This is a genomic window from Paenibacillus eucommiae, assembly GCF_017874215.1.
GTDB lineage: Bacteria > Bacillota > Bacilli > Paenibacillales > NBRC-103111 > Paenibacillus_AI > Paenibacillus_AI eucommiae.
On sequence record NZ_JAGGLB010000036.1, the window covers coordinates 1 to 15,265 of the forward strand.

The 15,265-nt window shown below is 43.3% G+C and carries 14 protein-coding genes; 12 read left to right on the top strand and 2 right to left on the bottom strand.

The window, feature by feature from the left end; all coding sequences use genetic code 11:
- Positions 1-459 precede the first annotated feature (459 nt).
- Complete coding sequence (locus J2Z66_RS34640) at positions 460-1,218, bottom strand: class I SAM-dependent methyltransferase (protein WP_209977359.1); 759 nt, start codon at positions 1,216-1,218, stop codon at positions 460-462.
- Between the two features lie 184 nt (positions 1,219-1,402).
- Positions 1,403-1,909, bottom strand: coding sequence for a metal-dependent hydrolase (locus J2Z66_RS34645; protein ID WP_209977360.1), 507 nt, complete (start codon positions 1,907-1,909; stop codon positions 1,403-1,405).
- Positions 1,910-2,037: 128 nt separating this feature from the next.
- On the opposite strand from J2Z66_RS34645, the gene J2Z66_RS34650 reads away from it, so the two are divergent.
- The 12 genes from J2Z66_RS34650 to J2Z66_RS34705 all read left to right on the top strand — a co-directional run bounded on the left by J2Z66_RS34650 (position 2,038) and on the right by J2Z66_RS34705 (position 15,220).
- The gene (locus J2Z66_RS34650; RefSeq protein WP_209977361.1) at positions 2,038-2,757 is read left to right on the top strand and encodes a metallophosphoesterase family protein; all 720 of its coding nucleotides are present in this window, start codon (positions 2,038-2,040) and stop codon (positions 2,755-2,757) included.
- 150 nt (positions 2,758-2,907) lie between these two features.
- Entirely contained in the window at positions 2,908-3,144 is a 237-nt protein-coding gene (locus tag J2Z66_RS34655) for a hypothetical protein (protein WP_209977362.1), read from the top strand.
- 289 nt (positions 3,145-3,433) lie between these two features.
- Positions 3,434-4,597, top strand: a complete 1,164-nt coding sequence (locus J2Z66_RS34660) for a DegT/DnrJ/EryC1/StrS family aminotransferase (protein WP_281068923.1) — start codon at positions 3,434-3,436, stop codon at positions 4,595-4,597.
- 25 nt (positions 4,598-4,622) lie between these two features.
- On the top strand, positions 4,623-5,810 hold the full coding sequence (locus tag J2Z66_RS34665; RefSeq protein WP_312894932.1) for a UDP-N-acetylglucosamine 4,6-dehydratase family protein: 1,188 nt from the start codon (positions 4,623-4,625) through the stop codon (positions 5,808-5,810).
- Positions 5,810-6,805 carry a glycosyltransferase gene (locus J2Z66_RS34670; protein ID WP_209977363.1) on the top strand — a complete coding sequence of 332 codons (996 nt, stop codon included), beginning with the start codon at positions 5,810-5,812 and terminating at the stop codon, positions 6,803-6,805. The genes J2Z66_RS34665 and J2Z66_RS34670 overlap by 1 nt, the downstream gene beginning before the upstream one ends.
- 31 nt (positions 6,806-6,836) lie before the next feature.
- Positions 6,837-7,823, top strand: coding sequence for an ATP-grasp domain-containing protein (locus J2Z66_RS34675; RefSeq protein WP_209977364.1), 987 nt, complete (start codon positions 6,837-6,839; stop codon positions 7,821-7,823).
- Positions 7,820-8,491: an HAD family hydrolase gene (locus J2Z66_RS34680; protein ID WP_209977365.1), complete on the top strand. Its 672-nt coding sequence runs from the start codon at positions 7,820-7,822 to the stop codon at positions 8,489-8,491. Before J2Z66_RS34675 ends, J2Z66_RS34680 begins: the two co-directional genes overlap by 4 nt.
- A gap of 1,529 nt (positions 8,492-10,020) precedes the next feature.
- Entirely contained in the window at positions 10,021-10,209 is a 189-nt protein-coding gene (locus J2Z66_RS34685; protein WP_209977366.1) for a hypothetical protein, read from the top strand.
- Positions 10,210-10,483: 274 nt separating this feature from the next.
- Positions 10,484-11,470, top strand: coding sequence for a zinc-dependent alcohol dehydrogenase (locus J2Z66_RS34690; protein WP_209977367.1), 987 nt, complete (start codon positions 10,484-10,486; stop codon positions 11,468-11,470).
- Positions 11,471-11,564: 94 nt separating this feature from the next.
- Entirely contained in the window at positions 11,565-12,578 is a 1,014-nt protein-coding gene (locus J2Z66_RS34695) for an ABC transporter permease (RefSeq protein WP_245376076.1), read from the top strand.
- A 16-nt stretch (positions 12,579-12,594) separates the two neighbouring features.
- The gene (locus tag J2Z66_RS34700) at positions 12,595-13,479 is read left to right on the top strand and encodes a carbohydrate ABC transporter permease (protein ID WP_209977368.1); all 885 of its coding nucleotides are present in this window, start codon (positions 12,595-12,597) and stop codon (positions 13,477-13,479) included.
- A gap of 133 nt (positions 13,480-13,612) precedes the next feature.
- Positions 13,613-15,220: an extracellular solute-binding protein gene (locus J2Z66_RS34705; protein WP_209977369.1), complete on the top strand. Its 1,608-nt coding sequence runs from the start codon at positions 13,613-13,615 to the stop codon at positions 15,218-15,220.
- The last annotated feature ends 45 nt before the right edge of the window (positions 15,221-15,265 follow it).

Genomic DNA, 15,265 nt, shown 5'->3' on the forward strand with positions numbered 1-15,265 from the left:
TTCGACGCTCCTTAAACAAAAACTTCCTCTTCTTTCCTCTTTGACTTCTGCTTATCGCGGACAATTTTCCTTTTAGCCTACCTAAGTAGTAACTGTTTTTCATCGTTAAAGTGCTTGATCAATTGGAAATTTTTGTTTTAACGATGAAAAACATCATTAAAAGTCCCCTTTTCAGCTCAAAGGGGGCCAACTGGCGTATTTAGCGATGAAAATCATCATTATTTCGCAGATTCGCCTGGAAATGTTTGTTTTAACGATGAAAAACATCGTTAAGTTGATAGGCGAGCTAGCAACAACAAAAAAACCAGCCCAATTCGAGGCGGGTGGGCGATAATTTTGGTTCTGATCTCCCAAAGCTGATAAATACAAAAGCCGTCTAGCCAATTTTTCTGCTAGACGGCTCACTCGCATGTTTCATAGCTCTCACTTGTTTCATAACTCTCACTAGTTCATAGCTATTTACTTTTTAACAGCCACAACCCGTATGCGCCGGTAATCCATGACCCACTGGCCATTCTCGTACAGGGATGGTTTCAGCTCCGCTTCCATAAATGAGATGATATGCTGCCGCTTCTCCTCGGGCAATACACTTAATATGCCGTTAGCAAAAGTACTAAGCCATTGTGCAAGCCCATCCTCGCCAGCTAGCAAGGGAGTCGGGCGGTCAAAGCAGAGCGCCAGATCGACCCGCATTTGATTGCGCTCCAATAAAGATGCATACTGGCCTATACTCGGAAAATACCAAGGTAATTGCAACTGGTCCAGCACTCCAGCCGCCTGGAAGGCATTTGGCAGGCTTTTCACAATGGATGCAATGTTACCATCCCCGCCAAATTCGGCAACAAAACGTCCGTTTGTACGAAGTAGGGCTGCGATAGAAGCTGCAGTGCTCTCTGCGTTGGTCATCCAGTGCAGAGCTGCATTACTGAAAATGGCATCTACGGGCTCAACTGCACTGTAAAATTGTCCATCTGCATGAACAAACTGAATATGAGGATATTTGTTGTGTGCAGTTTCAATCATTTCAGGGGAGGCATCGATGCCTGTCACCACTGCTCCCTTATCCGCTATAGCTGCTGCAAGATCACCAGTTCCACAGCCCCAATCGATAATACGTTCGCCCTGAGCAGGGTGGAGCAAGTCGATAAGAGATTCTCCGAATTGGGAGACAAAAGCCATGTCTGTATCATAATGTCGTGCATTCCATAGTTGACTCATATCGTTCGTCAGCTCCTTTAAGGGTATAGTTTATTTTTAACACAATTCTCTTTATTGAGGAAATATATAAAAGGTATAACCTATATAGGTTATTCTTATAAGTTGATGCTATTGGGTGAAAAAGAAAAACCCCTTATCAGATAAGGGGCCACCACAGGTTGGACATCATTTTCAGCTTCCACGCCTATAAATATCCATTCTGGTAAAAGAATACAGCAGGAATAAGTACAGTCGCGATAATAAGAAAGATACCAATCAAGGCTTCCGAAAAAGAACCGGTTTTGATTGCCATGAACTTAGGGACTAGACGGAATTTGGTTTTTATTGGCCATAAGAGTGCTACGCCCTGTTCGTTGAATAAGTCCAGAAAGGGATGCGTGGCGTAAGCAATTAAGCATGTCCAAAATAAAGGCTCTGGCAGTTGGGAAAGCAGCATAAACAATCCAAATAGAAAAAGAAAGGAATGCGTAAGCGTACGGTGACGAACACCGACAATGCGCAGTAAAAAAGATAAAGGCATGAAAACTTTGGCCATTGTGGAGCCGGGTTTGTCGATGTCAGCCATTGGACCCGCTAAACATCCGACCATAAGCGCGGCAGCAGATTCCCATGAAACCAAAGGTTGGTTAAAATAAAGCATGACGCTCTCCGCGGCTAATAAACCCGCCAAGCTGTGAGTCTTTTGCAACATGACATATGCCTCCGAATTTCTTGTAAGCTGAGCAATTTATGAGGAAGAAATTTCATTATAGCAAACATATGCTCCTATTTACAACCATCTTGCTTAATTTATACTATTATATGAAGGGAGAGGATCAAATGAGAGTCGCATTTATCTCGGATATACATGGAAATGCAGTCGCGTTGGATGCAGTTCTGGCAGATATACAAAACAAGCAGATAGATCAAATTTATGTGCTGGGTGACCTTTGTTACCGCGGGCCTGAGCCTAGGCGGTCTCTTGATACGATTCGCACTTTGGATACAAAGGTGATTAAAGGAAATGCGGATGAATGGGTAGTCCGGGGTGTTCGTGAAGGCGAGGTTCCTGACAAGGCTTTGGTATTAATGAATTCCGAACGTGAGTGGACGGTTTCGCAATTAGATCCCGCAGATCTTGATTATTTGAAGGACTTGCCGACTGAGCTTCATTTGGAGATCGAAGGCGTGTCCATCAGTGCTTATCATGCGACGCCAGAAAGCTTGTTTGAAATCGTTCCAGGAAGCTCGGAAGATGCAGTTCTTCAGGCAAAGTTAATGTCAGCAGCCGATTCCACGATATACGTGTATGCGCATATACATAAGCCTTTTATCCGCTATATTGGCGGCAAAGTTCTCATCAATATTGGCAGCGTAGGCCTGCCCTTTGACGGTCTTGCGAAGGCATCATACGCCATTGTTGAGGTAGACCACAAACGGATAAGTACTTCAATTGAGAGGGTTGCTTACGATATTGAAAAAGTTGTGCAGTTGTATCAGGAAGTGAATTACCCCAACTCAGAAATGATGGGAAGAATTGTACGCAATGGCAGTGTGTAGCCGCGTGAAATAGGAGTAAAAAAATTTGTAACACAAATGAAATACTGCTGTTATGACTTTATCATATCAATAGGCTATTATAATAAGCATGACCCCCTTTTTTAATATAAACACTTTGGACCCGGCCCCGTTGGCTGGGTCCCTTTTTTTGTGGAGTTACTGGAAAGCATATTTATAGATGTGTTTGAGGGGTACCTGGCGATCGATACCGCGGACGATGGAGAAAGCACTTTAGAATGGCTGAAAGGTACGGATACCTTGCCTGCGCCCGCTAGGAAATCTCTACTAACCAAAAGAAAAAGCCTTGCTGGCAGTCCGTTTGAGCTTGGTGTTCGTGTGATTCGTGCGATTGTAGCTAAAGAGAGGCTGTGGGCGGAAGAGCGGTAGCGTCCGCCTTTAAAGATTTGTTCCTACCTCCTCATCGATACCATTTAGGGAACAAATCTTTAACAGCGGCTGGAGCCCACAGCCATTCCCTCCGCAACGCACCCAAGGCACGAACATGCACCTCAAAGGACGCCAAGCATCAGTGGGCAGTCCGTTTGAGCAAAAGTTAAGTGATGTAATTATTTGAATATGTATTGTATTTGTCCAAGCAAAAGGCTCTCCGATTCTATACTATAAAAAATATGCCAAATTAAAGTTCTTTTGAGATAGGGAGGGAGGAAACTGAGGTATGGGTCTGGACAAACGGATTTTTTTATCTCCCCCACATATGGGTTGCGAGGAAGAGCGCCTTGTACAAGAGGCGTTTGAATCGAATTGGATTTCACCCCTAGGTCCGCAAGTAGAGGCATTCGAAAAGGAAATGGCAGAATATGTTGGTGTAAATGGAGCTTTGGCAGTAAACTCCGGAACGAGTGCACTCCACTTAGCATTGCGGTATTTGAGGGTAGACCAAGGAGACATTGTTTTCTGTTCCACGTTCTCATTTGTTGCTAGTGCCAATCCTATAGTATATCAAGGAGCTGTTCCTGTATTCATAGACTCCGAATGTGAATCATGGAATATGTCGCCATCGGCTTTAGCAAGAGCATTTGCTCATTATGAACGGATGGGAAAGCTGCCTAAGGCGGTGATCGTCGTTAATTTGTTCGGACAGAGTGCGGATATGTCAGCCATATTGAGGATTTGTGATCAACATGGCGTTCCAGTTGTTGAAGATGCTGCGGAATCACTAGGGGCAACTTACCATGGAAAAGCTAGTGGAACTTTTGGGAAGTTTGGGGTCTATTCATTTAACGGTAATAAGATCATAACGACCTCAGGCGGAGGTATGCTTGTTTCCGATGACAGGGAGGCATTAACAAAGATGCGTTTCTGGGCTTCCCAGTCCCGTGACCTGGCTGTGCATTATCAACATAGCGAACTTGGATATAATTATCGCTTGAGCAACGTCCTAGCTGCTATAGGGAGAGGACAATTAGGAGTATTGGATAAACGAATATCTGCGCGAAGGTCCATCTTTCAACGTTATTATTTAGCACTTTCCAATTTGGATGGCTTTATGTTTATGCCTGAACTTGCCAATAGCCTGCCTACTCGTTGGCTTACTGCGCTGACTGTCAACCCATTATATGCCGGGATATCCTCGGGGGAAATCATAGAAGCATTAGCTGAAGAAAACATAGAAGCGCGTCCTGTTTGGAAACCATTGCATTTGCAGCCACTATTTAAAGATTGTAAGTACTTTCCGCATACTCAGGATAAGAGTATATCTGAACAGCTCTTTAAAGATGGTCTGTGCCTGCCTTCGGGTTCCAATCTTTCGGAGGAAGACCAAGATCGAGTCATTAAATGTATACTTACAGTTATGAATTCTAGAGGTACGAAAAAGTAAGTGCCTAAAAGGGAGACGAGTTCATGTGCAGGAATTTATTAGTAATCTTATAACAAACATTCGAATTAAGTTGGCAAGCTTCGCAAAAGTTAACCGGATTCCTCTCCCGCCGAATACTCTTGATGAAATAAGTATGGAAGAAATAGTAGGAAGAGAACTGGTGAAAATGAATGCAGATAAAATTGCCGGATTTGTAAGAGGAAAGGTGATTCTAGTAACGGGTGCCGGAGGTTCGATTGGGTCTGAACTTTGCAGGCAGATTCCTGGTTTCTATCCACAGAAGTTAATATTACTTGGCCATGGTGAAAATAGCATTTTTAATATTGAAAAAGAATTAAAAATCAACCATCCCCATACGGCTATTGAATCCGTAATCGCAGACATTCAAGACAAGAAAAGACTGGAAGATGTATTTGCCCATTTTCGGCCTGCAATCATTTTTCATGCGGCAGCCCATAAGCATGTCCCTTTAATGGAGTTAAATCCTTCTGAAGCGATAAAAAATAATGTTTTTGGAACCCGCAATGTTGCCGAGTGCGCTCTCGACTATAAAGCCGAAAGATTCGTTTACATTTCTTCGGATAAAGCAGTGAACCCCTCAAGCATCATGGGAGGAACCAAAAGACTGGCCGAATTAATGCTGCAAAGTATGGAAGGGACATCTAAAGACACGATACTGCTAACGGTTCGGTTCGGGAATGTGCTAGGCAGTCGGGGAAGCGTCCTCCCTTTGTTTACCCAACAAATCGAGGCTGGAGGGCCTGTAACAGTAACTCATCCTGATATGATCCGCTATTTCATGACAATTCCGGAAGCTGTGCATCTTATTTTCCAATCCTGTGTGATGGCTAAGGGAGGGGAGATTTTTATACTGGATATGGGGAGACCAGTGAAAATTCTGGATATGGCATATCGGGTCATTCGTATGTCTGGATTAACGCCGGATGAAGATATCAAAGTTGTCTACACTGGCATACGCCCCGGTGAAAAGCTGGTTGAAGAGCTGTTTACAGCCGAGGAAAAACTAAAAGCCGTCAAACACGATTCTATTTACGTTTGTGAATCCCTAGCTTTCTCAGAAGAGCACCTGCATGAAACTTTAAAGAAATTAGAAGAAATGGTTGCACATGATCCGACATTTGACCTATCCAATGAGATACGGTCCGTTATTAACCGGGTCATTCCAGGATTTAGTAAAGGAGAGATTCATTGATGAATAAATCGAACAAATCGAATAAATCGAATAAATTGAATATCTTATATTTTACAATCAATTGGTCTACTTTTACCTACAAACCTGATCACTATTTCAAGTTGGAACTAGTTAAGCTGCCAGATGTCAACGTCCATTTTGTGTACGGGGAGTTCAGTAGAGGAAAAAAAGGCGGATATTTGCCGGATATTATAAGTGAACTGGATTTCATTCCAGATTTTATCTACTTGGATGATTTCCAATCCATTAGAGGCTGTTATGGGCTCCCCAGTGGATTGAATCAGGTAAATATACCGAAAGGGATTTTGTTTCACGATGTCTACAGAGTCAGGGAGGATTTTCACAGCTTTGTGAAAGAGAATCACATTGACTTGGTTTTTACCCACTACCGGGACAGTTTTTCAGCCTATTTTCCTGAATTCCACAATCAAGCAAGATGGCTGCCGAATCATGTTTATGAACCGGTGTTCCACAATTATAAATTAGAAAGAACCATCAAATATTTAATGATGGGCAAAATCAACAACTATTTATATCCTCTTCGCGAAGAAATTTTCAACAACATGAATCAAATAGACGGTTTCGTTTCACATAAACATCCGGGGTATAAATGGTTTTCGAAGAAATCCGCAAAATCCAAGTTCCTGGATGAAAACTATGCGATGGAAATTAGCCGTGCGAAAATATTTCTCACTTGTGGCTCCAAATATGATTTTGCGGTTGGCAAATACTTTGAAGTTCCAGCTTGTGGAACATTGCTGCTTGCTTCCGATTTTCCTGAACTTAGAGACTTGGGTTTTGTCGATAAAGAAAACTTCGTGAGAATTGATAAAGATAATTTTATGGAAAGGGCCTATTATTATCTAATGCATAAAGAGGAGCGGAATCACATTAGAAAGAAGGGCTTTGATTTGGTTCATTCCCGGCACACTACCCGTATCAGGGTTAGAGAGTTTGTTGATGAGCTTTGGAAATATACAGGGAAAACCAGATGAGATTGCGTCAAGAGGAGGTATGGAACATATCATGACAGCCTTCAATATTCTGTTTACTAGCGTTGGTCGGAGAGTATCGTTAGTCAGATATTTTAAAGAAGTGTTGAAAGAATTGTCTTTGGACGGGAAGATCGTTACCGCTGATATGAAAAATAACGCTCCTGCTGCTTGTGTAGGAGATATTCATGAGCTGCTTCCTCATGCAACAGATCCATTCTACATTTCAAGGCTGCTGGAAATTTGTTCGCAGCATGACATCAAACTTCTGATTCCTCTGATCGACACTGAATTGCAAGTGCTTGCCGAACATCGGTTAGAATTTGAAGGGGTAGGAACGTGTGTGCTCGTAAGCTCTCCCGAGGTTACCCGCATTTGTTACGATAAGAGAAAAACATCCGCTTTTTTTAAAAGTATACAAGTAAATACGCCCCAAACTTTGAACGGTGAGCAAATCCTATCTAATCCGCATACCTGTTATCCTCTCATGTTAAAACCGGCTAATGGGAGCGGTAGTGTGGGGGCAACAAAAATTAATAACGCTGAAGAGCTGGCTTTTTTTCTAAAATATATTCCTAACTCGATTGTGCAGGATTACATTGTAGGCCAGGAATATACCATCGACGTCCTGATGGACTTTCAGGGAAAAGCGCATGCGGCAGTCCCGCGTTTACGCTTAGAGACAAGAGCGGGAGAGGTTTGCAAAGGGATGACGGTCAAAGACAGTACGTTAATGACTACCGCCAAAAAAGTAGCGGAAGCTCTGCCTGGCGCCATAGGCTGCATTACTTTACAGTGCTTTGTAACAAGTGCAGGGAAGATCGTTTTTATTGAAATAAACCCGCGGTTTGGAGGAGGCGTCCCACTTTCCTTCGTTGCCGGGGCTAACTATCCTAAAGCGATTATACAATGGCTTCTAGAGAGACCCATAAGTTGGATGGATATGGACGATTGGCAGGATGGGCTTGTCATGCTGCGTTATGATGATGCATTTTTTGTTGATGTGAACAGGCAGCTATGAAACAAGCCATTGTTTTCGATTTGGATGATACACTCTATTGTGAGAAAGAGTACGTAATTAGCGGATTTCAGGAAGTAGACCGCTGGATTCGTATACATTTGAATCGTCAAGGATTTTTTGAGCAAGCGGAACGACTTTTGTATCAGGGACACAAAGGAAATATATTCGATAAAGTTTTACAAACATTACGAATAGAACATGATTATAGCATTATTCGCGAGATGCTAACGATCTACCGTGAACATCTACCGCGGATCAAGCTCTACGAGGATGCCCTGTGGGCACTGCAATATGTGTCAAGTAAAGCGAGGACAGGACTAATTACGGATGGTTTTTGGGCAGCCCAACGTCAAAAAGTCATAGCTTTGGGCATACTCCCCTTTTTCAATCACATTGTATATTCGGATGAGTTGGGTAGAGCATGTTGGAAGCCTTGTCCACTACCTTATATCAAAATGACAGAGAGCCTTGGAATTCTTCCTTCCGCATGTGTATATATTGGTGATAATCCCCAAAAAGACTTTATAACGGCAAAATGCTTAGGCTGGACAACGGTTCAGGTCAAGAGAGAGGACGGCCTTTACAAGGATATTATCGTAGACAGTGATTATTGGGCGGATTATAATGTTTCATCATTATTCGAATTAAGACACTTAGGCTTCGTATAAAATTTTAGTCCAACACTTCGGGGCTCGCCCTGCCATTAACTCTCGCCTGAATAGAGGTCAGGGAGTTTTGTAACACAAATGAAATATGGCTGTTATGGCTTTATCATATTAATAGGCTATTATAATAAGCATGACCCCCTTTTTTAATATAAACACTTTGGACCCGGCCCCGTTGGCTGGGTCCCTTTTTTTGTAGAGTTACTGGAATGTATAAGTTTTCGGGGCTGACCGGAGCACGGCCACGCTTTTTCTTTGGAAGTTCAGTTGCGAGTAGGTCAGGAGTGTCTTTTTTCTTCTCCGATTTCCTTCAACATGAGTGGCATCCATAATGTAGAGGCGTGGATAACCCTTCGTGAAAGGCTTGTTGAACTAACGCATTTTGTGTTGCTGGATCTCAGACCCATTAATGCCACAATCCGTGCTAAATTCTATATTTCTTTTCAAACGATTCCTGAGGTCTTTAATAGTTGGGATGCGTTCCACAATTCAATAAAAAGAGATAGCAGCATCGCTGTATAAGTGAGCCGAGTCGGCTCACCTAAAAGTGCCTGTTTAGTTAGAGTTGAAAATAATAAATTTTAAGCACTATGCTGGTACTGTTGTTGCAGCTAGAAATACTATCAACTATAACGTACCATTACTTTTGGGAGCTCTAGGTGTGACCGCTTTGACTGCAGCTTCAGTGTTAGGTACAATTGGAGGATCGATAGCTGTTGCAGGTTTCGCAGTTGCAATATGGGATGCTGGCAGTAACGCAGATAGTGCAATGGGAAGTGCTTATGCAATTCTAAACACTCTATGATAAATGAATTAGAATAACTTTATTAGGTTTATGTCATAGTAGATCCATTTGTTTTTGTTATAATAATACACTAGATAAAGCGAAGTTAGTTTTTTAAATAGAATTTTTGAGGTGAAGTGTGTGGATATTAGTACTATACTTCTTATTGTTTGGCCCATTTTAATACTCTATATCCTCATCAAAAAAAGTATAAATCTAGACGTGAAAAAATGGGTATTACAATGTTAGGCCTATTATGGATAATTTACATATTGATAAACTTTGTATTGCAGAAATGATATCTTAACGAAATACAGTCATGATATCCGGGTAATCTGAGACAGGAAATCCCGCCAACATCTGATTTGAATAAGACATGTCGCAACTGAATTTGGTCGCGAAATCTGATATTTATATTTATGAGTGACCTGGAGGTGGTGGAATGTATTGTCAAGAGAGCCTGGAACAAAAACGTGCCCTAATGATATGGTTAAAAGACCGTTCCAAGAAGCCAAATGGAGATTGCCGATGAAACAGGTGTATCGTCTGCGTTTGTCGGCACTAGAGTTCGAGGAGCTCTTATGGCTGAAACTTCGCGGAGCTATAAAGTGTGGCAGTTTAACGAGATGTAGTTTCACTTTCAAGGTTTTACTGGCAAAAAGGGTTGTTCGGATCGTTTCAAACGACCTGGCAACCCTTTTTTTTGGACTTAGAAAGTATAAAGTTTTTAGGGTAGCTGGAGCGAAAAATGCAATTAATACAGTGCAGATTTACAGTGATAAAGTGTTTGGTCAGCCAAGGCTGGGAAAGAGGTATCCGTATAACAAGGTTTGCTACCTCAGTGACTGTCGATTTTAGGGTGGTCATATTTGAGATCGTCGATGACGGCCATGCCTACCTCAAGCAGTCTGATTTACCTGAATTAAATCAGAATTAAATCAGAAGTAAACCTGAATAAGAATTTCATGCGGTAAAAGCTAGCTAGTTATTCGATTTTTTTAGCTATTCTTCGGCATTCTTGCACTTTTAGTGGCTATCTTCTTAATTAGTGCTCCAATAGTACTTCGAAAAAGCAAAAATTCAGTATTGACACAAAGGAAAAGTGGCATATATAATGAATTAACAAATCAATTACAAACCACAAATATTAAATTACTTTCATTTCCTTTCAAATAACAAATCAGATGAGAACCAGTGAGGGGTTTTGCACCATGAGAGCAGTTAAGGGGTTGAAGGGTTCGGCGCATGTAGTCGAGCTGCCTGATCCAGTTGTCCAACCACAGTTTGTAAAAGTGAAAACGGATTATTCCGCAGTTAGTGTCGGGACCGAGCTATTGATGATACGTGTGAATGAGGACGCTGATCTTGGCTACAGTGCTTCCGGTATCGTTGAGGAGGTTGGAGAAGGGGTTACCCATGTGGTTCCCGGGCAGCGTGTTGCCTGTTATGGAGTTCCAACCCATCGGCAATTCTTGCATGTACCGAAGCATTTGGTTGTTCCGATTCCTGATGGGGTTAGAGCAGAAGAAGCGGCATTCGTCGGGATTGGCGCGATAGCGATCCATGCACTGCGGCAAGCTGATTTAAACTTTGGCGAAACGATTATCGTTGTAGGGCTAGGTATTCTTGGGCAAATTATTGCAAGTATTGCTCATGCCTCGAATTATCGGGTGATTGGACTTGAACCGATAGAGGAGCGCTGCCTTATGCTTGAATCGATCGGCGCGACAGCATGCCGCACTAAGGAAGAGCTGCAGGCTGCGATCGAATCCGATCCGTTCTGCAAGGGGGCCGATGCCGTGCTGCTTTGTGCGAGTAATCGGGAGCACAGCATGATTGACGATGCCATCGATTGGCTGCGTGATCGCGGACGGGTAGTCATTGTCGGAGATACGGGCACAGAATTCAACCGCGACTTACTGTTTATGAAGGAAGCCAGCATTCATATATCACGTGCAGGCGGGCCTGGCCGTTATGAATATGCATATGAAAAGCAGGGCATAGATTATCCTATAGGTTATGTTCGCTGGACAGAGGGCAGGAACATGTACGAGTTTTTACGTATGCTGGCAGACAAGCGGATTGATATGAAGCTGCTTATCCGAAATGAATGCGCTCTCGAGGATCTTCCGGCGATGTATCTGAAATGCTCAGAGATGCCGCAGCAAATGATGGGGATTGTAGTTAACTACGCTTAGGGAGGCCTGCGGTACATAATGTGCTGCAAGTGAACTTAATTATAATGAACTTTATAAACTTTATGAACTAGATTCAACATGGAGGTGACGGGAAATGCAAGCAACCGGAAATATGGCTTCTATTGAACCCTCGAATGGGCTTTCGAAGGAGCCTGCTGAACCGGCAAATGAACCGGCAAATGAACCCGCGAAGCCAAGAAAGCGTTCACGCTTCTTAAAGACCATCATCCGCTATAAATGGCTGTATCTGCTGCTTGTACCAGGTGTTCTGTATTATATCGTGTATCATTATATCCCAATGTTTGGGCTTTTAATCGCTTTTAAGGATTACAACCTGATGAAGGGGGTTTGGGACAGTCCTTGGGCGGGATTTGATAATTTCCGGACGATCTTTGCCTCGCCAGACTTTCCGGTACTGATTAAAAACACAGTGCTGCTAAGCTTTTACCGGATTGCTTTTAATATGCTGCCGGACGTTATGCTGGCCCTAATGCTCAATGAAATTCGCGCCCGCTGGTTTAAACGGGTCGTTCAGACCATTACTTATGGGCCTCATTTTCTTTCCTGGATTATCGTGTATGGTCTTGTATTTTCATTCTTTGCACCTGGTGCCGGACTGTTTACGACTTTGTTCCGCGATCTGGGCTGGGGAGATCTGGATGTGCTGACCAATTCAGCGGCATTCCGCCCGATGCTCCTGCTTACGGAGGTTTGGAAAAGCACAGGTTTTGGAGCTATCATTTATTTGGCAGCGCTTGCTTCAATTAATCATGAGCTTTATGAAGCTGCTGTCGTGGATGGGGCTGGACGCTGGCGGCAATTATGGCATATTACGCTGCCTGGGATTCGTGAAGTTTTTATTTTACTGTTAATTCTTAGAATTGGGAATATTATGGACGCTGGTTTCGAGCAAGTCTACATTTTCTTGAATGCGCGGGTTTATGATGTGGGTGATATTCTGGATACTTGGATTTTCCGACGAGGGATAGAACAAATGGAATTCAGTGTGCCGGCGGCCATGGGCGTATTTAAGTCGATCATAGGGCTAATACTTGTCATCGGAGCAAACCGTTTGGCCAAAAAAGTAGGCGGCTCCGGAATATGGTAAAGGGAGGATTTTGCAAATGCATGTGTTAAGTAAATCCAAATCAGACCGCATCGTAGATGCTATCCTTTACGGAATTCTGGGTCTGTTTTCGCTGGCGACGCTGTTCCCGATTTATTTTGTCTTCATTATGTCCATTACCCCTTATACAGAGGTGCTGCGCAACGGTGGTTTCGTTATTTTCCCTACTGAGATCACCTTGGAGGCTTTTCGGACGATATTTGGCAGTAATGTGGTACCGCGCGCTTTGCAGATTACCATTTTCGTTACGGTTGTAGGAACGGCTTGCAATCTGGCGATTACGACGATGCTGGCCTATCCGCTCTCCAAAAAGTTTCTGCCGGGACGGAACATCATTCTTATGGGAATTGTCTTTACGATGCTGTTCTCCGGCGGGCTGATCCCGACGTATTTAACGGTTAGGGCGACGGGACTGATGAACTCGATTTGGGCGCTGATTATACCCGGACTCGTATCCACCTTCAATATGCTTATAATGAAAACTTATTTCCAGGGCTTGCCTGATGAGATTGAAGAGGCGGCGAAGGTAGATGGATGCAGTGATATTGGAACGATGCTGAAAATTGTGCTCCCGCTCTCCATGCCGATCATGGCAACACTGGGTTTATTCTATGGAGTTAGTCATTGGAATGCTTATTTTGGCGGCATTATGTATTTAAGCGACCGCACGCTGTATCCGCTGCAGGTTGTGCTTCGCAATATGATTATTTCACCTGCAATCAGTCAGGAGCTCGCTGTTCCTCAGTCGGCGCTGGAGGCACTGCCACCAGAAACGATCAAGATGGCGACGGTAGTCGTGGCGATTGTACCTGTGCTTGTCGTGTATCCGTTTTTGCAAAAATATTTTATCAAAGGGATGCTGCTCGGCGCTGTAAAAGGCTAATCGTGTGCGTCAAGTATATTAAGCTTGGGGGGGATGCGGAGAAACGGAGTCAATCAAGGAGACGGTGGAGGAAAGAAAGGCGAGCTAGCTGCAATCTTATTTTAAATCAAGTAAATCTGAGGGGGAGATCGTTTTGTTCGGAAAATACTTAAAAATAGTGTCTGTACTGCTTGTGTTATCGCTGATTTTGACTGCATGCGGAGGTGCCAAGGAAGGCTCTTCGCCAGCTCCGGTGAACAGCTCCGATCCTGCACAAAGCCCGTCTGGACAAAAGGAGAAGCTGGAGCTGAATTGGAACGTAATTGCAGGGAGCTCCTTTCAGCTGCCTTCAGCAGATAAAGATTTCGTGAAGAAGGCGATCGAAGAGAAATTTAATGTAGATTTAAAACTGACTTATATGCCAATGGGAAGCGATTACAAAAATAAATTGAACACCATGATAGCTTCCGGCGACATTCCTGATGTCTTTTTCTCAGAAGGTATTGATTCCAATGCTTACATTAAAGACGGCGTAGCCCGCGACCTGACCGGGATTGTGACACCTGAGAGCATGCCGAACTATTTTAAATACTGGGTGAAAGAAGATACTTTAAAGATGTACCAGGTACAGGGTGTCTTCAAGCGTGCGCCGATTCCTTATGAAACTGATTTGTATCGGACCTTCTATATTCGTCAAGACTGGCTCGATAAGCTTAAATTGAATATCCCGACTACTTATGATGAATTGATCGCGGTGATGAAGGCTTTTACTGAGCAAGATCCGGATGGCAACAATAAAAATGATACTTATGGCTTCACGGCTGCAGGCAATGGTACCAATATTTCGATGGATTTCCCGCAATTCCTGAATAACGGGATGGTTGGGGATACTTATGTAGAAAATGATAACTTGATTGATGTGCGGACCGATATCCGTATGGAAGGCATTCTGAATGATATCAAGAAATTAATCGATATGAAGATCGTTGATCCTGATTGGCTCTTGAATAAAAACGGTCAGCAATATGAGAAAGCGCAGCAGGGGAAAGTTGGCATCGTGCTTGGCATGGGAAGAGATCTGGCATTCGACAACAACCCGGCCGGACTGCAAATGAAAACGAAGCAAATTACGAACAATCCAAATGCAAATTGGGTACCGTTCCACCCTTGGGAGAAAACCGGAACCTGGATCGAGACGATCCCGGGCAATCCTTTCGTGATCAGCTCCAAATCCCCGGATGAGAAAGTGAAGCGTTCTATTGAAATTCTTGACTGGCTTGCCGGTGAAGAGGGCTTCCTGATGACTCGTTACGGACTTGAAGGCGTTCATTACAAGCGTGATGGGCAAAAGATCGAAGTGAACCAAGAAGCCTATACAAAGGATATTGTCGATAACGGCAACTTCATTGAGATTTATGGCTGGTTTACACCAAGAAAGCCAGAGGTTTTCGGTTTCGACATTATTGATCCCAATATAACGGAGCGCGATAAGCAAATTGTTGAAAAAATTCGTTCCTACAAAATTTTGCCTTCTGTTGGAACCAGCTTGGGTATTAAAGAGGGCATGGATTTGGGCGGCATGCGCAAACGTATGAACGAGCTGCTTATTCAAGTGCTGTTCAAGGATAAGGACGCCTCCAAATGGCCTGGATACCGTCAAGAAATTATGAACAAATATGGTGGCAAGGCGATTTTTGATTACTACGCAGAACAGGTTTCTACAGCACAAGGCAAGACGATTACATTTAAAGCAGAGAACTAAGCTTGCAAAGTCAATTGAATATGTATTCATCTTGATACAAGGGAG